Consider the following 22,250-nt stretch of genomic DNA (forward strand, 5'->3'; position numbering starts at 1 on the left):
GGCGCCATGCCCTCGTCCCGCGCGCGTTCGCCACAGAGCGATGCGCCCCAACGCGCTCCGAGCCCCTGGTGGTCGCTCGTCGTGTGGGGGTTGGGGGTGAGGCACGCGGCGCTCTTCGGCTGCGCGCTGTGGTGCGCCTGGCAGCTCCTCAGCTGCCCCACAGCGCTGGCCCAGGACGACGAAGACAGCGTGGTCGAGGCGGTGCCGAAGTTGCGTCCGCCGACGGTCACCACGGCGCTCGACGGAAAACCCGTGGTGCGCATCGAGGTCGTCACCGAAGGGGCTCGCTGGCCCGAGTCACCCAAGCTCAGAAACACCCGCGCCGGTGAGCCATTCAGCGCCGCTCTGGGGCGCCGCGCGGCGCGAGAGCTGAGCGACACCGGGCGCTTCGCAAGCGTGAAAATCGAGGCATTTATCCAGGGCGGAGGCGTGGTGTTGCGGCTCAGGGCTCTGCCTCGGCGCATCGTCACCGCGATTCGAGTCGCCGGCGGCGCCCTCGATGAAGAAGAGATGCTGGGCAGTGCACGGCTAGAGGTCGGAGGCGAGGTGACCGCACCCGAGCTGCCACGTATTGCCTCGCGGATCCGCGCCTTCTATGCGCGGCGTGGCTTCGGCCTGGCGCAAGTCAAGGTCGACGCTGTCGACACCGACGAACGCATGCAGGTGGTCGTGCGGGTCGAAATCGAACAAGGTGAGGCGACGTCGGTCGTCGCGCGCAAGTTCCTGGTGGATGGCTCTTCACCACAGCTCTTGAAGGAGCTCGACGACTACCAGGTCGGTCAAGGCGACCGTGCGGATCAAGAGCTGCTGCGTGAAGCTGACCTCGCGCTGCAGAAGCAGCTTCGCCAGCGCGGCTGGCACCGCGCCGAGGTCTCCCACAAACTTCAAAAGAGCGGCCTGTCGATGCGCCTCCTGGTGTCGATCAAAGCGGGGCCGCTCTTTCGCCTGCGCTACGAAGGCAACCAGCACTTCGACGCGGATCAGCTCTCGGAAGCGCTCGATCTAGAGGAGACCGAAGACCGCTCGCAGGCGACCCTCGAGCGCGGAGTCAAAGAGTACTACGTCAATCGTGGCTTCTTGGACGTGCGGGTCAAACTCACCGAGCGCGGCGGCGATGAGGATCGCATTCACGACTTGGTGTTCACCATTCGCGAAGGCGAGCGGGTCAAGGTCGTCAGTCGAGAGTTTCCTTGCCTGACTGGAGAGCGCGACGCGGATGACGTGGGTGCGGAAATCGACTCGTTTCTAAGCGAAGAACTCCCCGGCAGCGGGCTCTTCGGGAGCGTCAATCCGGCGCGCGTAGACGAGACCTTGGGGCCTACGGGCACGACAGGTTCGCGGGTCGCGCCCCTCGAACTCAACCCATACCAAACCTACCAGCCTGAAGTTTACGAGCGCGCGATCAAGCACGTACGGGACCTGTATCGCTCTGAAGGTTACCTCGCGGTAACAGTTGGCCCCGCGGTGCTGCTGCGTCGCGAGTGTGCGCGCGGCTCCCGCCCAGGAAAGTGCAAGCCGGTGGGGCCACGGCCCCGCGTCCCAACCCAATGCGCGTACGATGAACGCGGCTTGCCCCTGGATGAGCCAGCGCCAGAGCGCAACATTTCGTGTGTCCCGGATCCCGCTCGAGGCATCGAGTGTGAGCCCAACGTCTCACTCCATATTCCGATCAAACTGGGGCCGCGCAGCGTGCTCTACGACGTAGCCTTCGAGGGTAATCGTCTGCTCGTGGAGAAGCAGCTCGAGGACATCGCCGACATCGACCTCGGCGGCTATGTGAGTCAGGTCGAGCTCGATAGGGCCAAGCGGCGAGTGCTCGATGCCTACGCCGAGGAGGGCTTCGCCTACGCAGAGGCCGAGACGATCCTCGATCTGAGTCCGGACCGCACTCGGGCCCGCGTGCGCTTCGTGATCAGCGAAGGCGAACGCGTGATCGTCAGCGGCATCACCGTACGCGGCGCTCGGCACACTCAGGAGTCGTTGATTCTGGGCCGCGTGGCGCTCCAGAAGGATCAGCCGTATCGCCGCAGCAAGGTGCGCCAGACCGAAGAGCGCCTGGCGACGCTGGGTGTGTTTGCGAGCATCAATGTGTCCCTGGAGGACCCGTACGTGCCGGCCAAGCGCAAGCGGGTCGTGATCACCGTTCAGGAGCGCTTGCCGCAGTATCTCGAAGTGCGCCCTGGCTTCGGCACTGGCGAGGGTTTCCGCATTACGTTCGAGTACGGCCATCGGAACCTCGGCGGGCGCGCCATTCAGCTCACACTGAGGTCGCAGCTCAGCTTGCTCCCGAGCACGCTGATATTCGACGATGACGTGCGCGAAAAGATCGACCAATTGCCGCTCGGAAAACGCCTCGAGCGGCGTAACACGATCTCCTTGGAGTTTCCTGAGATTGGACTCGGACCTCTGTTTCGCTTGGGCGTCGACGGGATCGAAGTCAACGACCTGGCTCGGGAGTTCCTGATCACCAAGCGTGCGGGGGTGGTCACGCTGATCTATCGTCCGAATCGTCAGTTCTCCGCGCAGCTCGGGCAATCCGTCGAGCTCAACGACGCAGAGATCCTCGGCTTCGACGCAGCCGCGCGTGACGCCTTTGTGGCCTTCCTGCGCACCAACCCGATCCCCGAAGGGGAGAGCTTGGTGGTTGCTCAGCGCGTCGGTGTGACGTGGGACCGCAGAGACATCCCCTTCGGCGCGACCAAGGGTACGCTGGTCAGCGGAGCCGTCGAGCACGCAAGGGCGTTTCCGCTTGGAACTACAGAGGAAAAGATCGCTGACTTTTTGCGCTTTTCCAATCGCTTGGCGGGCTACGTGCCACTGAACGACAGCGGCCTCTCCATCGCGACCAGCTTCGCTTGGGGTTACAACCATCACCTGATCCCCGATCGCCAGACCTACCCAGATCGCTTGTTCTTCTTCGGTGGCATCGACAGCATTCGTGGGTTCTTGCAGGACTCCGTGGTGCCGCAAGACGTCGCTGATGAGTTGCTCGCGGTGAACGATCCCGTCGAACAAGACCGGCTCTTGCGGGAGGTCGTGCTGCGAGGTGGCAACTTGGTGCTCAATCCACGGGCTGAGCTTCGCATCCCGCTAGGCGACACCTGGTCGACGGCGCTCTTCGTCGACAGCGGCAACCTATGGCTCGACCCAATGCAGGTTCGCCCGTTCGTGTGGCGATATTCCGCAGGCAGCGGCTTGCGCGCAAACACCCCGATCGGCCCCTTGGCGTTCGACTATGGCGTCAACCTCGATAGGCGTCCCTGGGAGGATTTCGGCGCGTTCCACTTCAGCGTGGGGTTGTTTTAGGCGACTTACCCGACGTTACCTAACCCCCGGAAAAAACACCGGAATGGACTCGAGGCTCGAATGCCGTGGCGTGACCAGCGCTAGTTTGTCAGCAGTTCTCTACTCTTCCGTCCCAAGGGGCTGGCGATGACCTGGCGGGTGCGCCATATCGGCGCAGGGCCCGCTGTGCGACAAATCTCCCGCCGCAGCGCCCAATTCATTGAAAGCCTCACTGAGTGAACTCCCCACCAAAGAGCGCTTCACAAGCCGATGCGATCGGCTTGTGGGAGCAATTTCGCCGTCACATGCCGCGCTACGGCGTGGGTTTGCTGCTGCTCGCGGCGTACCAGTACCTGCAGTTCTGGATCGACACGCACATCGCAAAGGCGATCAACGCGGCGTCGGGTGGTGGCTTCGAGTTCGGCGGTTCGGGCTTCGCCCTGAGGCTTGGCGTCGGGCTGATCGTCGTCGCCGTCCTCGCCTTCGTGATCCGGGTGCTGAGCCGCGTGGCGATCTTCAACGCCGGGCGCATCGGTGAATACGAGCTGCGCCGTGGGCTGTTGAACCGCTTGCAGTCACTCGGGCCGAGCTTCTACAGCCGCATGAGCACGGGCGAGATCATGAGCCGCGCCACGAACGACCTCGCGCAGGTGCGGCTCTTGCTGGGTTTTGGCGTGCTCAACGCGATCAACACGCTCTTTGCGTTGGTCAGCGCGCTCTCCGTCATGCTGCCCTTGAGCCCGCGGCTGACCCTCGCGGCGATGGCGCCGCTGCCGATCTTGATGTTGGTCACGCGCCAGTTTTCGCGGCGAATGTTCTCGTACACGAAGGACAACCAAGCGGCGATCGGCGCGCTCAGTGATCAAGTGCAGACGAGCATCGCGGGGGTGAGGGTGGTGCGTTCCTTCGCCCTCGAAGACTCCGAGCTCGCGCGCTTCGACAAGAAGAACGCGGACTATCTGGACAAGAGCCTGCAGCTCGCGCGCTTGCGCGGTTCGTTCGGTCCAGTGATGCAGTCGATCACCGCGCTCGGTGGCGTGATCGTGTTCTGGTACGGCGGCCACCTGATGCTCGCTGACACCCTCGACCCCGGTGAGTTTCTGGCTTTCTCTCGCGCGCTGAGTCGCTTGACCTGGCCGCTCATCAGCTTGGGCTTCTTGGTTGGCTTGGTGCAGCGTGGTCGCGCTTCGTACTCCCGCTTGAAGGAGGTGTTCGACGCGCAGCCCGACATCGTGGACGGCGATCAGCGTCTCCCTGAGCCCGTGCTCGGCAAGCTGTCGGTGAAGCACCTTTCCTTCAGCTACGGCGACAACCGCGTGCTTGAAGATGTGTCCTTCGACCTCGAGCCGGGGAAGTCCCTCGCAGTCGTCGGGCGCACGGGGAGCGGTAAGAGCAGCTTGGCTGTGCTGCTAGCGCGGTTGATGCCAACTCCGCGCGGAACCGTTTTCCTGGATGGCGTGGACATTTGCGACCTACCTCTGGAGCAGGTGCGTGGGGTCGTTGGATACGCCCAGCAGGACGCCTTCCTCTTCTCCACGACGGCGGGGCGAAATGTCGGCTTCGTGCTGGACGAGCCGGACACCGGGCCCTCGCTCTTGACGATTCGCCAGGCCGCGGCGGAAGCTCAGGTGCTGGACGAAATCCTCGGATTGCCCGACGGCCTCGACACCGTGGTGGGTGAGCGCGGGGTCCAGCTCTCTGGTGGCCAAAAGCAGCGTGTGGCGCTGGCCCGGGCGCTGGTCTCCGAGCCGAAGGTGCTGGTGCTGGACGACCCGCTGAGCGCCGTCGACGGCCGCACGGAGAAGAACATCCTCGAAGCAATCGACCGGCAGCGCGCCCAGCGTGGCGTCGTGCTGATCACTCACCGCGTTGCTGCAGCCGCGCGCTGTGATCAAGTCATTGTCTTGGACCAAGGACGGGTCGTCGAGCAGGGCACCCACCAGGAGCTGTGCACCGCAGGCGGGTTGTACGCGACCTTCGCCGAAGAGCAGCGCCTGGAGAGTGAGCTCGAGCGGATCGGCGCTCAGGAGCTAGCAGCGGTCGATTCGGCGGAGCTAGAAGGAGCCTTGGCGTGAGCCCGAGCGAACAAGCGGTTCCCGCCAAAGCCAATGAGGCGGAGGCGCCGGCTCCTGCCGGGCGGAAACAGACCGAAGCCATCCTGCGGGCCTTCCACGAGGAGGACGCGCTTGGAAAGTCGTACGATTGGGGTCTGATGAAGCGGCTGTGGCCCTTCGTGCACCCGTACCGCACGCTGTTCTTCGCCGCGATGAGCGTGGTGATGATCACCGCCGCGGGCGCGCTGGCGCAGCCCCTCGTCATGCGCTGGGCGATCGATGACGGTGTCGCCTCGCGCGACGCTGGCGTGCTGATGCGTGGCGGCTTGATCGTCGCCGCTATCGTCGTCGTGTCCCAGCTCTTGAGCTTCTTCCAGATCTACACCATTCAGGTGGTTGGCGCGCGCGCCATGGCTGACCTGCGCCGGGTGATCTTCAAGCACCTGCACAAGCTGAAGGTCGGTTTCTTCGATGTGCAGCCGGTAGGGCGCTTGGTCACTCGCGTGACGAACGACGTCGACGCGATCTTGGAGCTCTTCGCCTCTGGCGCGCTTGGCGCGTTCGGTGACTTGATTCGCCTGGTTGGCATCGTGGTGGCGATGCTCATCCTCGACTGGCACCTCAGCATCATCGCTTTCCTCGCGGTACCACCTGTGGTGCTGCTGGTGCGCGCGGTGCGCAAGCGCTCCCGGGAAGCGTACCGCGACATCCGCGCAAAGACGGCGCGCATGAACGCCACCATGAACGAGCAGGTCAACGGCATGGCCATCGTTCAGGCCTACCGACGTGAGCACGCCGCGGGGCGCGAGTTCGATCAGATCAACTCGGACTACCGCGACGCGAACATCCGCTCCGTGAAGTACGAGGCGATTCAAGATGCCGCGATCGAGATGGTGAGCGCCGTGTGCTTGGCGAGCATCATTCTGGCCCTCGGCTACCGTCAGTCGAGCTTCGGCACGCTGGTGGCGTTCAACGCCTACCTGGTGATGTTCTTCGAGCCCATCAGCGCCTTGGCGCAGCGCTACACACTGCTCCAGTCCGCGATGGCGGGCGCTGAGCGCGTGTTCGGTTTGCTCGACATCAAGGAGGTTGACGCCGCACCCACGAGCAACCCGGACGACGGCGATGCGGGGCTAGCCTTCGAGCTCGATCACGTGGACTTCGAGTACAAGCCCGGAGTGCCGGTGCTGAAGGATGTGTCCTTCAGCGCGCGGCCCGGCGAGAAGATCGCCGTGGTCGGCCCGACCGGCGCTGGCAAGACCACCGTCGCCAGCTTGCTCTTGCGGCTCTACGAGCTGAAGGGTGGCGTGGTGCGGGTGCAGGGCAAAGACGTGCGCGGGATCTCGCGCGATGAGCTGCGCAAGCGCTTCGCCGTGGTGCCCCAGGACGTGTTCCTGTTCCAAGGCACCGTGGCCTCCAACATCGCCGCGGGGCTCGAGCCCGACATCGAGCGCGTGAAGCAGACGCTGCGCCAGATCGATGCCCTGGACCTGTTCGAGCGGCGCAAGGGAGGTGTTCTGGCTGAGGTCGACGAGCACGGCGCGAACTTTTCCGCGGGGGAGCGCCAGCTGATCGCCTTCGCGAGGGCCTTGTACCGCGACACCCAGCTCTTGATCCTCGATGAGGCGACCGCCTCCGTCGACAGTGACACCGAGGCACGCCTGCAGCGCGCCCTCGAGCGCCTGATGGAAGGGCGCACCGCGATGATCATCGCGCACCGCCTGAGTACCGTGCGCGCCGCCGATCGCATCGTCGTCTTCCACAAGGGCCATGTGGTCGAACAAGGCAACCACGAGGAGCTGCTCGCCCTAGGCGGCCTCTACGCCAAGCTGTACCAGCTTCACTTCGCGGAGCGAAGCAGTGAGCAAGGCGCGAACGAAGGTGAGCGAAGCAACGAGCAAGGTGCGAGCGAAGGCGAGCGAAGCAGCGAGCAAGGCGCGAACGAAGGTGAGCGAAGCAACGAACCGAGCGCGGACGATGCTGAGCCGACTGCTAGCGCCGCAAAGGGCTCCTCAAATGCCGCCAAGCGGGTTGGGGGAGAGGGCAAGCTGAGCGCAGCGGACCTGACGGAGGTCACCGAAGGCTGTCCAGACAGCAGTTCCGTGCGGATGTAGTCTTCGGGCCTGTTCAGTCGCAGAGGTTGGGACAGGCTTTGAGCTCACAGTCGACATGGGCCCAGAACTTGTCGTGGCTGGCTTGAGCGCCATTTGTTGCCCAAGCGTCTGAACACAGATCGCTGCACTCTCGGGTGGTGCAGGCTTCCACGCAGGTCATCCAAATCTGATAGTAGGGATCAGCAGCCAGCGTCTGCCACTCCTCGCAGCAACTGGCCTCGACGCAGCGGTCGCAGTCGTCCACCGCTTCATGACCGGCGCACGCGGCCTGCTCCCCTTGAACACCAAACGGCGCGGCCCCACCGGTTCCACCGCTGCCCTCCACCGTCGTCGTACAACCGGCCTCAAGCGCCAGTAGGAACAGCCCAGCAATGGGCCACGCGAATGTCTTCATGCCGCCCCTATCGGCGTCCCTTGCTCACAGTTTCCGGATAAGTTCCTCGCAGGGCACTCGAGCGCTCGCATCGCCTCGCCAAGGCTGCGCCTTTCGGCTACCACTGGCAGCGATGAAGCAGCGCCGAGCCATCCCTAGCAAAACACGTCGCGGCGTCTGGGGCGCTGGTTTGCCAAGCGCCGCCCTGTTTTGCCTCGCGGTCGCGGGCGCAGCGAGCAGCGCGAGCGGATGCTCCTCCTCCGCGTGTGACAAAGGCGTCGATGAAGACGGCATCGTCGAGGTGCGAGACATTCAGCCGGTGGGCGCCACGTATGCCAGCAGCGACTGGCAGGGGCCGTACTTTCCGTTTCCTCCAGGAAAGGTGTATCAGTTCTACCACGGCTTCGGGAAGCAGCCCGAGGTGGTGACGGCCTACGTCGCCTTCGAGGAGAACCCGGGCACCGTGAGCCAGGCCGCGGGGGATGAGGCGCTGCTCAGCGTCGACGACGAGAAGATCGAAGTCTACAACAACACCTGCCAGGACTTCTGGGTGCGCGTGGCCGCGAGCTCCTCCCAGTGAGCGGCGCAGCAAGTTAGACGGGCGCGGCTAGCTTCAGTCGACCCAGCCGTCGACCACGATGCGCGCGATGAGCGCCTCGGTCACGTCTTCGGCGCGGGCCACATCACGAGCCCGAAAGCCACCAAAGACCCGCCCGAGCTCCAGCGCGGCGAACGGCTCGCCCAACAAGAAGATCGGGAGCGAAGCGACGCTCGTCACCTGGCCCGCCGCGCGCTCTAGCCGCGCGGAAACACTGCGCGCGACGGCGCCATCCCTTGCCTCGGCGATCAACGAGCGACCGCTGCGCACGGCCGCTGCCGCCGCATCGGAGGGAGACAGCGTCTCCCCAAGCAAGAGCTCGCTGCCTCCGCCGCTGGTCGATTCGACCCGCAGGTGGCCGCTCGGAGTGGCGCGCAAGAGCAGCGCAATGTCCGCGCTCGCGGCCGTCATGGCGGTGGTGACACACAGCATCAGTGCGTCCGAGAGGCAAGTGGCACTCGCAAGCACGCCAACTGGATCGATAGGCGGCGGGCGGAGCGTGGAGGGCGGCTGGGAGTCGTAGTCCGAGCGAACCCGCAGCGTTTCCCCGCTCTCGTGGTGTGGTGAGCGCGGCTCTACTCCGGCGCTCGCCTCCGCCAGGCGCTTGACCAGTGCATTCCGCTCGGAAACGTCGAGGTGCTCGAGTTCTTTCAGGCGGCGCCACACGCGCCAGCTGGCGTGGCGGACGAATGCCGTCAAGGCGACCCTGCCGTGGGCGATACCTCGGGACAGCAGGTTGAACCCGATGGGACCGGTGGCGACGACGCCGTTGGTCACGTACCAGCTGTCCTCGCTGGTTCCCTCGAGCTTCCGTGCGTGACCAAGTGCGGACTCGTCGTCAGCGGGGTGGATGAACTCGACGCGGGGTTGCTTGCGGTCCATGGAGGAGGGGAGCGGCTCTGTGAGGGGAAGAGCGGAGTGCCGACAACCAGCCAGGGATGCAGGTGTGGCAAGGTGGGGCATTCTCGGACAGTCTGCGCTCCGGTCAAGCGCTATCCAGGAACCGGCGGTTTGTGGGTGCATGTGAGACCGATTCGTACGCGGGGTTCCAGAATCTCGAATCATTGCTTCAAACCTCCCGGCCCGGTCGACCAGCGCTCGCCCGGCCTTGCACCAGCTTCAAGAGCGCTGAGGAACCGCTGCGGTGATCTAGCCGTCAACTCGCGAAGATCACGTGACATGCAGTCGCGACCGTTGCGCTTGAATGCCGCTCCACGTCTGGCGTGTTGACGCTAGGTTTCGACCACCGGGATCGCGCACACTGAGAGAGGTCGAGCAGTGAACGAGCAGATGGGAAAGGTGTGGTTGATTGGGGCTGGGCCGGGAGAGCCGGACCTGATCACCGTTCGAGGGCGTGAGCTCCTCGGCCGGGCGGACGTTGTGCTCTACGACGCGCTGTCCCATCCCGCGCTTCTCGATTGGTGTCGCGACGACGCAGAGCGTCGCAACGTGGGTAAGCGCTATGGCGAACGCAGCCCCGATCAGAGTTGGATCACCTCCCAGCTGATCGAGCTGGCCCGAGCCGGCAAACACGTGGCGCGCCTCAAAGGCGGGGATCCGCTGCTGTTCGCGCGCGGTGCCGAGGAAGCGGAGGCTTTGGCGGACGCGGGCATCCCCTTCGAAATCGTGCCTGGGATCTCGAGCCCGGTCGCGACCACCGCCTACGCCGGGATCTCGATGACCCACCGCGATCTGTCGTCGAGCGTCACGTTCATCACCGGCAGTGATCGCGAAGGCAAGCAGTGGTCCGATACCGCGTGGAAAAAACTCGCGACGGCCACTGACACCATTTGCGTGCTCATGGGCATGCGCCGGATCGCGGAGATCACCCAGGCCATCATTGATGGAGGCCGCGCCAAGGACACGCCAGCGGCGGTCATTCAGTGGGGTGCCCGTCCTCAACAACGCGTGGCAGAGGGCACCCTCGAGAACATCGCGGAGCGTGTTCACACCCTGGGTCTGCAAAACCCCGCGATCATCGTGATCGGTGAAGTCACCCAGCTTCGCTCCAAGCTCGCCTGGTACGACTCACGCCCGTTGTTTGGTCAGCGCGTGATGGTTCCGCGCCCGGCGGCGCAAGCCCAAAGCACCGCGGCGCTGATCCGGGAGCGGGGCGCGCAACCAGTGACGCGCCCGTTGATTCGCATCGAGCCTCCGCCGGATCCGGCACGCCTCGAGCAGGCGATCGCTGAGCTAAGCAGCTATGACTGGGTGCTCTTCACGAGCGCCAACGGCGTCACCAGTTGCGCTGAGGCTCTTGGGCGTGCGGGGCGAGACGCGCGAGCCTTCGGTGCGGCGAAGGTTGGCTGCATCGGCCCCAAGACCGCGCAGTCTCTGCATCAATTGGGTATCCGTGCGGATTTGGTGGCGAAGGAATACGTCGGGGAGGCGTTTGCTCGCGATCTCTTGGATCGGGGGTTGGGGGAGAGGAGCCGCGTCCTGTTGCTGCGCGCGCTGGAAGCCCGTGAGGCTCTACCTGACTTGCTCGTAGCGGCAGGCGCGAAAGTCGATGTGGTCCCCGCGTACCAAACCTTGAAGCTCAGCGAGACTGAGCAAGTCGAGCTCCGGGCGGCGCTCGGAGTCGATGGCAGCGGCGCGCGAGGAGTCGATGTGGCGCTCTTTACCTCGAGCTCAACGGCGCACTCTTTCGCCGACGCGCTTGGAGACGCCGTATTGCCGGCGGGGGTCGTGCTCGCGAGCATCGGTCCGGTGACGTCTGCGACGTTGCGCGAACGGGGGCTGCGAGTGGACGTCGAAGCCGAGCGTTACACCGTGGACGGCTTGCTGGACGCGCTTGAAGCGTTCTTCCTGGCGCGGCGCGCGGCCTCTCAGAGCTGAGCGCCTTGCCCCAGCTTCATTGAAGTGCGCCCTCACCCCCAAGAAGAGAGCCTTCTGATGCCTATGGGCAGGCCATCGGCACGTCTTCGGTGACCGCGAGTCCTTCGAACACTCCGCGGTAACCACGAAAGCCCAAGCTGGCGCTGACCGCGTCACACAGTGCAGTTGGCCCGCCGGTGCCTGGCGTCGCGCGCACGTCAGCGATGCTGGAGAGTGAGTTGTCGAGGAACTTGCGCTCCACGCTGCCCTCGCAGATCCCAAGCTGGTCCGCAGCAAGGGCAATGTCCGACAGCGCCCAGCGGCCGCTCAGCACCACATCCTCGAGGAACTGACCATCGGGGGAGATGCGCCCGACGATGCTGGCGTTGATGAAGCGGAAGTTGACCGCCCCGTCGTCGATGTTGAAGGTGATGTCCGCGCGATCCGGTAGGCGCACGACGAGCCAACCATCGCTGACGTACGCGTTGTCGTTTTTGACCAGTGGCTTGTCCGCGCTGCCGTCGAACGCCGAGTCCTCGCAGTAGAAGCGATCACGACCATCCCAGCTCGGGTCGGCCTCCATGCTCTGACCATGGGGGATGGCGTAGATGGTTTGGGCGATGAACACGTCTACGCTCGGGTCGTTGGGTTCACCGTTGTAGCCCCGGATGTTAACCAAGATCCCACCGCGGCCTCGTTCTTGATCCTTGCGGATACGAGGTTCGAGGTTCGTGTCTAGTCCGACCAGCGTGCTGGCCATGCGGTGACCAAACGCGTTGTCGATGCCTCGCTCGCCGTCGGTCTCAGGCGTCGTCCCGGCTGGGGGCAGGCACTCGACATCGGGATCGGGCGGTAGCGAACAGCGATCGTCCAGATCGAATCCGAGCGTTGCCCAGCGATCGAGGGACTGATCGATTTGAATGTCGCGCAGGATGTAGGAGCGCTCTGGGCCGCTCGAGTCAGCGCCGCTGGGGCGCAGCGGTGGCTTGATCGGGTCACAGGTGCTGGCGTCCGCGTCCGTCCCGGCATCCTTGCAGTCGCCTTTGCAGGTCGCGCCGCCAAACAGCTGATCGACGTCCGCGCCGACGAGGCTGCATCCAAGTGCAGCTAGGCCGACTGCGGAGATGGACGCGGCGAGGAGCGCACGCCGGAATGCTGCGCAGCTGGTGTTTCGACGCGCGATGACGCCTGCGCTGGCCACGTTAGACACTATACGCGACGCGTCGTCCGGGTTCCCACTCACGTCCATCGCTAACTCATGAAGCACTTGCGAATCGCGCTCATAGACGCGGCAACCAAACGCTCGCCCAAGAAACTTGAGTCCTGAAGGACTGGCTTTGCGCTCCAAGCCGTTGCAGGCTGAGCGCGTCGATGAGCGTTCAGCGGCAGTCTCGAGCTGACAGCGCGGCGAAGCTGCGCCCAGTGGAGCCGGAAGTGCTCGCGGGGCGCTATTTGGTTCTGCACGAGATCGGCATGGGCGGCATGGCGCGTGTCCAGCTGGGACGCGTGCTTGGGCCGGGCGGCTTCGTAAAGCCCGTCGCGGTGAAGCGCTTGCACCCACACCTGGTTGGTGACCCTGGCTTCGTCACGCTGATTCTGGATGAAGCGCGCCTCGCGGCGCGCGTGCGACATCCAAACGTGGTGGCGATCCTCGATGTGCTCGAGGTCACCGATCCTGACTCGACGCTGGACGGCGAGCCCGCGCTCACCGAGGTGCTGCTCGTCCTGGAGTACGTGGAGGGCGAAACGCTCCGGCGGCTCTTGGCGGCGAGCTTGAAGCGCGGTGAGCTCCTGGACACATCCCTCGTCGTTTCGATCATGAGCGGTGTGCTCCACGGCCTGCATGCTGCGCACCGAGCCATGGATGCCCAGGGCCAGCCCCTGGAGCTGGTTCACCGAGATGTTTCCCCGCAGAATATTCTCCTAGGCAGCGACGGGGTCGCCCGGGTGCTCGACTTTGGTATCGCCAAGGGCACCGGGCGCATCCAGTCGACGCGAGATGGCGAAATCAAGGGCAAGCTCCGTTACATGGCGCCGGAGCAGGTGTTGAACACGCCCATCGACTCGCGTTGCGACATCTTCGCCGCTGGCGCGGTGCTGTTCGAGGCGCTCACTGGCGAGCCCTTGATCCACACGGCAACGCAGGCCGAGGCGATGGAACTCCTGATGCGTGGCGAGTTCCCCCGCCTAGCGGACTACGACCCGGCGCTGGAGCCTTTCCAGCCCGTGTTGGACCGCGCACTCCAGCGCGACCCAGAGCAACGCTTTCAAACGGCTCTCGAGTTCGCGATCGCTCTACAAGCAGTGCAAGCGCCAGCGCCACACCACGAGGTGGCGAACTGGCTGGAGGGACTGGCTCGGGAGCACCTCGCGAAGCGACGCAAGCAGCTCTTCGAGGTCGAGACCTTGGATCTCACGCAGTTGCCCACGCCTCCCCGAGAGCTGCTGGACTCCTCAGCGAGTTGGCAGCGCCCGAGTCGCCCCACTCCCGCGCACGGCTCGAGCGTCGTGCGCAAGGTGGGTACGGAGTCCGGCAACTTCACGTCGTTCGCTCCAGCCACACCACCGGCCAAGCCGCGTCGCAAGCTGTGGCCGCTCGCTGCCCTTGCACTGCTCGGCTTGGGTGGGCTTGCTTGGTGGCAGTTACGTCCGGTCGCCGTGGAAGGGCCGAGCGTCGGCTCGGCGCTGCAAGATCCAGCGCTGCAAGACTCGCAGGTTGCTCCTACCGTCACTCCCCCGCGTCCGCGTGAGTCCGACCCCGAGACGCTTCCCACGCCAAACAGCGAGCCGGAACCTGCCAAGGCTGCGCTGGAAGATCAGAAGAAACCGCTGGTTCCCGAACCCGCCGCTCCGCGGGTCGTTCGCCCAAAGAGCAAGCCCGCAAAAGCGAGCGGTGTCGCGACCGCTCACGCGCCACCGGCAGCCCGGCCAGAGTGTTTGGCACCCGTCACCGTGGATGATAACGGGATCAAGCACATCAAGCCGGAATGTCTGTGACGGGTGAGACTCAAGCTAGCGTACGAGTCCAAGGTGGTCATGCGCGGGGGCAGCGCACGCTGCTGGCGGCGCTGTGCTTTGGATGCGTCGCTTCCGTAGGGGAAAGCGCGTTAGCCGATCACGCGGAGTGCGGTGCGGCCTACGTCGCAGCGCAGAAGCTGATGCGTGAGGGCAAGCTCCGCAGCGCGCGCAAGCAGCTGATCGAGTGCGCCAAGGACTGCCTCCCCGAGGTCGAGCGTGACTGCACCACCTGGCTCACCGAGGTTGGTTCCAGCATGCCGACCGTCGTCGTCGTGGCGCTCGATGGGCGTGGCGAAGAGCTGAGCGACGTCAGCGTCGAGATCGACGGCGAGACTCGAGCAGCGTCCCTCGACGGGCACGCGCTGGAGGTCGATCCGGGGCGCCGCCGCTTGAAGGTCACTCGAAGGGGCAAGACGCACCAGCTCGAGCTCACGATCCTGCAAGGCGAGAAGAACCGTCGCGTCGAAGTACATTTCCCTGAGGTAAATCCAGCACCGCCGGAGTCGGGACCAAGCGCGGGGGGCAGCCCAAACGGCGCCACCACTCAGCGGGATCAAGCGCGTGGTGTCGGGCCGCGGGCTGACGCAGGGCTGCCGACGGGAGCCTGGATCGCTGGGGGGGTGAGCCTGACCAGCTTGCTCGGCGCGGCTTACTTCTGGTTGGCCGCTGAGAACCTCCGGCAAGATTTGTTGGACCGCGGCTGCGCGCCTGGTTGTCCGGAGGCAGACCGTGAGAGCATCCGCGACCGACGCGTGATCGGCGATGTGTTGCTCGGCGTTGGCGTGGTGAGCGCGGGAGTCTTTGGCTACCTCTGGCTCAGTGACTCAGGGCCCGCGGCCGCGCCGACTCGGGACGGCGCCTGGGCTGGCTGGCGCGGCCGCTTCTGAGTGCGCTACTTCTTTTCGTCGTCGAAGATCACGCGCGCGAGCATGAACTTGTTGTTCAGCGCCTCGTCTGTCAGCACCTCGAGGTGCGCCGGGTTGTCGAGTTCGCGCTTCAGTGACGAGATGCGGCCGTGCTCTGTAGTGAAGTAGATGGTCTTCACGCCGGCTTTGCGCTGCTCGGCGATCCACTCCTTGAACTTCTGTCCTGTAGCGACGAACGCGGGGATGCGGTTGCCCGTGTAGAAGTTCTCACCCTTCCAGTTCATCTGGTAAGCGACGATGGGCTCGTCAGGGCCGGAGCGCTGACGGTAGTACTCGAGGATCGTCTCACGCTGCCCCCAGTGGGGACCTAGCTTCACGAAGTAGGCGTTTACACCCCACGCGGCCCACCACACGGAAACGCCCAGCAGCAAAGCGGCGGCGTGGGGCCTGAGCCAACGCCAGAACATCAGTGCGCACGCCAGTGCTGCAGCGAGGGTGAACCCGGAGAGCGCGCCGTTGAAATCCAGCGTCTTCGGCCATGGGCGCTTGTAGTTGTAGGTGAACAGGTGCATCAGCCGAGCCTGGCCTTCGATGTCACCGGGTTGGCTCGACACCAAGTCCACACCGACGACGGCGATGACCAGCGCCGAGCAGAGCGCGATCGCTCCGAGCAAGGCGCTGGAGAATGCCGGTCGGCTACCAGGGACGAGTCTCGGCCGCTTCGCGCCGAACACGCGCACTGCGAGGGCGAAGCCAACCAGCGCTGCGATGAACGTCACCAGCGCCGCCGCACGGCTAGGCGCCGGTGGGCTCCCGTCTGGCTGTGAGCCAAGGATTCCACCCGGAAATAAAAGCGTGGCTGAGTAGCTCAGCAGCAGCGCGGCCGAGCCGATGGTCAACGCGTAGGGAACCGCGGAGCGTGCCTTGATCGGGCTCCTGCCAGAGCCGCTGCCCGCGGGTACCTCTGGGCGACCGAGCATGCGGTCGAGGACGACGCCGGCGCACATCGCGATCGGAGGCACGGCTGGCAAGATGTAGTGATGGAACTTGGTCAGCGTGATGCTGAACATGCCGAACGCAGCCACGAACCACATGCCCAGCAAGAGCAAGGCGTCGTTGCGGCGCGTCGGGTCGCGCTCTGGACGCCGCGCCCACCACAAGAGGCCCGCGGCGGACAGGCCCGTCCAGGGGAACAAGCCGTACCCGAGCTGCCAGACGTAGTAGCGGAAGGTGACGTCGTCGCCGCTGTTCGTGTCGTGAACATGGACGAACGCCCGCTTGAACATGTCATGGAAGATCAAGCGATCCGTGAATGGGGAGCCGTGGCGCAGGTACATCTGCACGTACCAAGGGAGCGCGACGCAGCCCACGAGCAGCACCACCGCGGGCAGCTCCATCTTGAGCAGCCAGTTCCAGCGTCGGGTGACTCCCACATAGGACAGGGCGATCACCAGGGGCAGCACCAGGCCTGGCGCACCCTTGCCCATCGTGGACAGCGCGGTCATGAGCCATGCCGCGAGGAAATAGATCCGGGAAAGGCGCCGCTCCTGCCGGTTGAGCAGCAGCAGCAAGAACAGCACCAGGGCCCAGAGCAAGCCCAGCACCGAAGGCTGCAGCCAGAGCGCGCCATACACCGGGCCCCCGGTGCGACACGGTTGGTTACCTGGCAGGCCGCAGTTGCCACCTCCAGAGCCTGACGTGAACTGATCGAGGTGCCATTGAAAGCCAAGGTGCGGCCCGCTGAGCAGCAGCGAGACGTTGCGGCTGATCAGGTACAGCACCTGTGGCACGACCAGCAGTGAGATCACACCGAAGAGCAAGTGCCACGCGCTGAGCGACAGCGTGCGACCACCGAAACGCACTTCATAGCGCCGGATCTCCTGGGATGTATCCGTAAGGAAACCTAAAAGGAAGAAGCCCCCCGCCGCCGCTAGCGGGGCGACGTACGGCATGTCCGTCATCGTCTGGTGCGACAACAGAAACCAGTACGGCATCGTGATCAGGATCACCCCGCCAAGGAACGCCGCGCGCCTGCCAGCGGCCTTCACCATGCCGCGGTAGAGCACATAGGTGCTGCCGAGGGACATCAGGAACACCGGGAAGCGAGCCGCCCATTCTGGCTGAGGCAAGCGCCCCGAGGCGGCGCCCGCGAGCATCTGGTCAGGCTGATACTGGACGCCGAATGTCGCAAAGCTCAGCCCCTGCATCCAGAAGTCGAGGATCGGCTTCGACCAGAACCAGCCATCCTGCGCCCACCACAAGGAGATCCAGTCGTCCTTGGCGAGCATTTCACGACTGACCTCGCCGTAGTGAGTCTCCCAGGGGTCCGTCAGGGAGAAAGAACCCAGCATCGGCAGGTACACGAGCGTCGTGATGACGATGAGCCAGAAGCCGTGCCGCCTGAACAGACCGCGAACCTGCCCCTGTTCGTCCAAGTTCCAGACGCCGACGCCTTTGCCCACGCGGAAGACGCAAACGACGACCCACAAGAACGCGAAGGTGACCGAGCCGCCGGCGATCAGAATCTGTTGCCGTGGGGAATTAGGCGAGAACATCAACGCGCCAGATACGGCGAGCTTCAGCAGCGCCGCGAGCACGATGGTGGAAGCGCTGAGTTCGATCAGCTTCGCGACGAGCTCGCCGATGGGCACAGCCTGAACCAGCTTCGTGTCCCGCTGATTCCAGCCTTCGAAGACATCCAGGATGCCAACGCTCGACACAAGAACGAACAGCGCGCCTACGGGGACTCCCCAGGTTCCCCAGTGACGGTCTGCGGCCATCAACACCAGGCACCCAACCGCCCCGATCAGCGTGAGCAGTGGGCCTCGCCACAGCGGCGATGCGCGAGGTGGCCGAGGCGGAGGAGCTACCTTCACGGGTACCGCTGCGGCGTCGTCCGCGCCCGCGGTCGCTGGTTTGGCGTCCGCCGCGTCCGGCTCCGCGGAGCTCGTGGCCGAGTCCACCGCATGCTCGTCTGCCGCATCAGCGGCGCTGTCGTGCTCCGCTGCCATCACACCTGCATCGGCCGGCCGAGGAACGGCGCGGCAAAGTCTCCGTAAGCTGACGCCAAAGTGGCGAGTGTCGTACCAGCAAACGGAGCCCCGACCAAGAGCGGCAATCACGCTCAGGTGGCGGCGAGATGGCAGAAACCCGGCCAAACTTGCGGCTTGGCCGGGCGGGATGCGGCATCAGCGCCAGGCGGGCTTCGTGAAAGCCAGGGGCCCGGGGCGCTGCTACGGCGTCGCTGTTCAGCAGGCGTTGTGAGCAGCGGTCGGCTCGAGCTCGACGTGTCCCCGTGCGCCGCCGAGCGCCCTGAGCGTCGGGTCGTACTGCTGCCAGCTGTCGGGCTCAGACCCGGGATAGGCTGGGACGGCGTAGCGCCGCGTTCTGACCCGTTCCAGGCTAGTCGCCCCGGACGACACCACCGGCAGGTGCCGGAAGGACACTGTGGTGTAGAAGATCCGGTAGTGGAAGAAGTTCTTCTGGACGATCAGATCTGATTGCCTGGGGGAAATTCCAAGCTCGGTCCAGAAGCGTGGTTTGATCGGCAACGGAGCGCGCTCGGAGATCACCACGTGGAAGCAATCCTCGGGGGACTTTGCGTTGCGGTGGGGTACGTCCAGCCTAAGCTGGCGCCCGAAGTCCGAGTTCTGGCGTGCGACGACCCGAGCGTTGAGGCGCACCTCCGGTTGGTCGTAGCCCGGAGTGCCCTTGAGCGTGACCTCATGGGTCGAGCCGAGCGGCGCGTTCCACAGCTCCCCGACCAACGCCGGGTCGTGGACCGGGACGAGCGCCTTCAGGCCGCGGTCGGCTCGCGCAAGCGCCTGCACGATGTGCGTGTTTCCGCCAGGAGCGCCAGCGCCCACGATGTCGTCGACATCCACCAGGGTCACCGGGCCCGCTCGCCGGGCTCGGCGAGACGCCACGGCGTCGAGGGCCTGGTCGACGTCGAGGAGCGGCGGCAGCTTCACCTTCCGCTGCTCCCACGCCCGCTCCGCCAAGTCGTCCGCCAAGCGTTCCGCCAGCGCGCTATCGCCATTCGTGGTGATGTGCACTGCCCAGCCAAGGTTCTCCGCGCTGGTGAAAGGGTGCACCATGAACAGGCTCGCGCTGAGCACCCGCGGGTCATCCTCGAGCTTGCGCATGTAGCGAAAGACGCCGCGCATCGGGGCCAGGAAGTCGATGGATGTACCTCCTCCCATCACCATGGGGAGTTTTCGCCAGGCGTGCACTGGACGAGTCTGACCACGCAGAAACCGGATCAATCTATTTCCCGCGCGGAAACCAGTCGGCGCGAGGTCCCAGTGGGGGTTGGTGCGGTAGGCGACCAAGACGTCCACCGGCTCGATCAGCTCTGCCGCGAGGTTAGCGTGCAGATCGAAGCTAACGGCGATGCCTGCGTCGGGTCCGATCAGCTCGCGTACGCGTCGGATGATCAGGCCCTCGGGAGATTCCTTTAGGCCCTGTACCTCCATCGAGCCGTGCAGCGCGAGGTAAACGCCGTCAACGGGGCCCGCCGCTTTGAGGCGGTCCAAGAGCTCACTCAGCAGCCACGCAAAGCACTCTGCCGTCAGCGGACCCCCCGGCACCGCCAACGAGGAGCTCAGAGGTACCGTCTCCACACCTTGAGCCAGCTTCGCAGCGTGGACGAAGCCACTCAGCTCTGCGTGAGGCATGTAGCCTTTCAGCTCCTCACCTTCGAGGCTCGCTGCGTCCGCGAGCGCTGCGTCGGCAAAGTGATGCATGCGTCGGAAGTCGTCTTCCGTAGTGGTCACCGGGGAGAACGCGTTGGCCTCGTGAAAGATGCGGCCGTACGCGATGCGCAGGGGCTTGTTGCCGCGCCCCAGCTCGCCTCCCGTCTCGCGCTTCGCGAGCCAGTTTGCACCCCGAGTCAGTAGCTCTTGCTTCAGCCCGCTCGGTAGCAGCGCTTTCAGCATGAGAACAGCTCCCCGATGAACAGCACGAGCAGCGCCTCGCGCGTCTTCGGTGACGCCGCATTCAACAGGCGATGGATCATCGCTGAGCGTCCCGGTAGCTGTCCGTCGGCGATACCCAGCTGCTGCATCAGCATGCCGGCGTCCAGGTCGCCAGCGCCTCCGCTCGCCGCCGCCTCGAGCATCTGCACGACCTGAGCCGGTGGCTCCGTCGGCTCAGGCAGCCCGACCAAGCACTGCTTCAAATCCTTGAGGAAATCTGTTACGCGGGCGGCGTTGCCCGGATCCAGCGTGAGGTGGATGTGCGCGGGGGAGCGCCCATAGGCGTACGTCGGCTGGACGTGCCAGCCACACTCCGTGAGGCGGTCCGAGAGCTCGAAGAGATCGCCCTGGGTGGTCTTGAAAGCGAACAGGTTCGCGTCGGGGCGCGTCAAGAGCTCGACCTCTGGCAGCGCTTCGATCGCGGTGACCAGCTCTTGGGTCGCTGCCCACATCGCGGCTACTCGCTCGCGGTAGCCTTCGCGACCCAGGTGATGCAAGAGCGCGTACGCTGCGCCCATCGCGGCGACTGATTTCGAGCCGAGGGTCGTGGAGTTCACGATTGAGTAGCCGCTCCAGGTTGCACACGCGAAGTACTGCGCGTCACGCACCGCGCGGGTGCGCTGCAAGACGATGGAGATCCCCTTGGGTGCGAAGCCGTACTTGTGGAGATCCATCGAGATGCTGGTGACGCCGGGCAACTGGAAGTCGAACGCCGGCAGCTGCTCGCCGTTGTCCACCATGAAGGGCAGGATGCACCCGCCGACGCAGGCGTCGACGTGCATCAAGACCCCGTGCTCTCGTGCCAGCTCTGACAGCTCGGCGATGGGGTCGATCACGCCGTGGGCGTAGCTCGGGGCGGAGCCGACGATCAGGATCACATCGTCCGTGAGCTTGCGCTTTGCGTCTTCAACATCCGCGCGGAATGTTTGTGGGTCCACGTCGACCACCACCACTTCGACACCGAAGTAGTGTGCTGCCTTGTGAAAGCAGGCGTGCGCCGTCTCCGGCAGCAGCATCTTTGGGGCCGTGATCTGCGGCTGCGTTTTACGCGCGTAGTCGCGGGCGGCTTTGACCGCGAGGAGCACGCTCTCGGTGCCTCCAGCCGTTGCCGTGCCGACGGCGCCTTCGGGCGCGTGCATCAGCTCTAGCGATGCGGCGACCACCGCGTTCTCGATCTTGCGGGCGGATGGATAGACCGTCGGGTCGAGACCGTTGATGCTCATGCAAGCCGCGAACGCTTCTCGCGCCAGCTCACGCAGAGGCTCCCCGGCGTCATAGACGAACGCAAACGCACTGCCGTCGCTCTTCAGGTCGCGCGCGCGCTGATCGGACAGGGCTGCAAGGACTTCATCGCGGCTCTGGCCACGCTCCGGAAAACTCGAATGACTCATGATTCCTCCCACTCTCTGAGCTTGAGCGGCTTCAAGAGTCGCTCCCAAAGTGTCTCGTGCACCGGCTCGAGCTCGAGACCGGTCATCACTCGTTGCACCATCAAGCCGTCGATGACGGCGCGCACCAGGGCGACCAGCGCCTCCGGATCACAGTCTGCCACGGCACCCTTGCGCATGCCCTCGCGCAGTCTCTCGGCGGTTGCGACACGCTGCGCCTCGAACACCCGATTGCCGACTTCCATGATCTGGCTCATGCGCGCGCTGCCCGTGGTAGCGATGGCCTGAGACAGGAACACGATGCGCTGTTCGTTGCCGTGGTGAAATGCGTGGACTGCCTTCACCTGAGCGTAGAGTCGATCGATCGGGTGCTGATGACACTCGATGCGCTGCATCACGAACAGCATCTGTTCGCTCAGCAGGTCTTCGAGCGCCGTCTCCGCAATATCCGCACGGTTAGGGAAGTGGTAGAGCAGCGTTGGGCGCTTGGTCTCCAGTGCTTCTGCGAGGCGGCTCGTGGACACATCCATGCCCTCGTGCTGCAGCACCTTCACGGCGCGGCGCGCGAGCTCTCGGCGCTTTTCGGGTTCAGGGGGACGCGGCATTTGCTGACGAATCGTCAACTAACATTTGTTGACGAATTGTCAGGAAAATTCGACGGGCGCTCGGTCGATTTTCCCTCGCGTGGCTCCCTCACCCCCAACCAAGCCTCCTAAGTCCCTAGATCGACTCCGTTTTGTCGATTCCGATGAGCTTGGATT

At 64.9% G+C, this 22,250-nt stretch carries 14 protein-coding genes; 7 read left to right on the top strand and 7 right to left on the bottom strand.

Annotated features, from left to right (window positions below; all coding sequences use genetic code 11):
- The first annotated feature begins 6 nt into the window (after positions 1 to 6).
- From H6718_34695 to H6718_34705, 3 genes are all read left to right on the top strand, one after another.
- Positions 7 to 3,306 carry a BamA/TamA family outer membrane protein gene (locus H6718_34695; GenBank protein ID MCB9590608.1) on the top strand — a complete coding sequence of 1,100 codons (3,300 nt, stop codon included), beginning with the start codon at positions 7 to 9 and terminating at the stop codon, positions 3,304 to 3,306.
- Positions 3,307 to 3,590: 284 nt separating this feature from the next.
- Positions 3,591 to 5,360 carry an ABC transporter ATP-binding protein gene (locus tag H6718_34700; protein ID MCB9590609.1) on the top strand — a complete coding sequence of 590 codons (1,770 nt, stop codon included), beginning with the start codon at positions 3,591 to 3,593 and terminating at the stop codon, positions 5,358 to 5,360.
- Between the two features lie 80 nt (positions 5,361 to 5,440).
- Positions 5,441 to 7,453, top strand: a complete 2,013-nt coding sequence (locus H6718_34705) for an ABC transporter ATP-binding protein (GenBank protein MCB9590610.1) — start codon at positions 5,441 to 5,443, stop codon at positions 7,451 to 7,453.
- 13 nt (positions 7,454 to 7,466) lie between these two features.
- Here the strand turns inward: H6718_34705 and H6718_34710 are convergent, their stop codons facing one another.
- The gene (locus H6718_34710; protein ID MCB9590611.1) at positions 7,467 to 7,847 is read right to left on the bottom strand and encodes a hypothetical protein; all 381 of its coding nucleotides are present in this window, start codon (positions 7,845 to 7,847) and stop codon (positions 7,467 to 7,469) included.
- Positions 7,848 to 7,959: 112 nt separating this feature from the next.
- On the opposite strand from H6718_34710, the gene H6718_34715 reads away from it, so the two are divergent.
- Positions 7,960 to 8,406: a hypothetical protein gene (locus H6718_34715; GenBank protein ID MCB9590612.1), complete on the top strand. Its 447-nt coding sequence runs from the start codon at positions 7,960 to 7,962 to the stop codon at positions 8,404 to 8,406.
- A 33-nt stretch (positions 8,407 to 8,439) separates the two neighbouring features.
- Here the strand turns inward: H6718_34715 and H6718_34720 are convergent, their stop codons facing one another.
- Positions 8,440 to 9,306, bottom strand: coding sequence for a hypothetical protein (locus tag H6718_34720; protein ID MCB9590613.1), 867 nt, complete (start codon positions 9,304 to 9,306; stop codon positions 8,440 to 8,442).
- A 408-nt stretch (positions 9,307 to 9,714) separates the two neighbouring features.
- On the opposite strand from H6718_34720, the gene cobA reads away from it, so the two are divergent.
- Positions 9,715 to 11,262, top strand: coding sequence for a uroporphyrinogen-III C-methyltransferase (gene cobA / locus H6718_34725; GenBank protein MCB9590614.1), 1,548 nt, complete (start codon positions 9,715 to 9,717; stop codon positions 11,260 to 11,262).
- Positions 11,263 to 11,323: 61 nt separating this feature from the next.
- Here cobA and H6718_34730 read toward each other — a convergent pair whose 3' ends face one another.
- The gene (locus H6718_34730; protein MCB9590615.1) at positions 11,324 to 12,442 is read right to left on the bottom strand and encodes a hypothetical protein; all 1,119 of its coding nucleotides are present in this window, start codon (positions 12,440 to 12,442) and stop codon (positions 11,324 to 11,326) included.
- 170 nt (positions 12,443 to 12,612) lie between these two features.
- Here H6718_34730 and H6718_34735 point away from each other — a divergent pair, with 170 nt between their 5' ends.
- The gene (locus H6718_34735) at positions 12,613 to 14,238 is read left to right on the top strand and encodes a protein kinase (GenBank protein MCB9590616.1); all 1,626 of its coding nucleotides are present in this window, start codon (positions 12,613 to 12,615) and stop codon (positions 14,236 to 14,238) included.
- Positions 14,229 to 15,146, top strand: coding sequence for a hypothetical protein (locus H6718_34740; protein ID MCB9590617.1), 918 nt, complete (start codon positions 14,229 to 14,231; stop codon positions 15,144 to 15,146). Before H6718_34735 ends, H6718_34740 begins: the two co-directional genes overlap by 10 nt.
- A 5-nt stretch (positions 15,147 to 15,151) precedes the next feature.
- Here H6718_34740 and H6718_34745 read toward each other — a convergent pair whose 3' ends face one another.
- The 4 genes from H6718_34745 to H6718_34760 form a co-directional block, all read right to left on the bottom strand.
- Positions 15,152 to 18,136, bottom strand: coding sequence for a glycosyltransferase family 39 protein (locus H6718_34745; GenBank protein ID MCB9590618.1), 2,985 nt, complete (start codon positions 18,134 to 18,136; stop codon positions 15,152 to 15,154).
- Positions 18,137 to 18,373: 237 nt separating this feature from the next.
- The gene (locus H6718_34750; GenBank protein MCB9590619.1) at positions 18,374 to 20,062 is read right to left on the bottom strand and encodes a M81 family metallopeptidase; all 1,689 of its coding nucleotides are present in this window, start codon (positions 20,060 to 20,062) and stop codon (positions 18,374 to 18,376) included.
- A complete protein-coding gene (locus H6718_34755; protein MCB9590620.1) occupies positions 20,056 to 21,492 on the bottom strand; it encodes an aspartate aminotransferase family protein in 1,437 nt (478 codons plus the stop codon). Before H6718_34755 ends, H6718_34750 begins: the two co-directional genes overlap by 7 nt.
- The gene (locus H6718_34760; GenBank protein ID MCB9590621.1) at positions 21,489 to 22,094 is read right to left on the bottom strand and encodes a TetR/AcrR family transcriptional regulator; all 606 of its coding nucleotides are present in this window, start codon (positions 22,092 to 22,094) and stop codon (positions 21,489 to 21,491) included. Before H6718_34760 ends, H6718_34755 begins: the two co-directional genes overlap by 4 nt.
- Positions 22,095 to 22,250: the final 156 nt, after the last annotated feature.

The sequence above is a fragment of the Polyangiaceae bacterium genome (assembly GCA_020633205.1).
GTDB lineage: Bacteria > Myxococcota_A > Polyangia > Polyangiales > Polyangiaceae > JAHBVY01.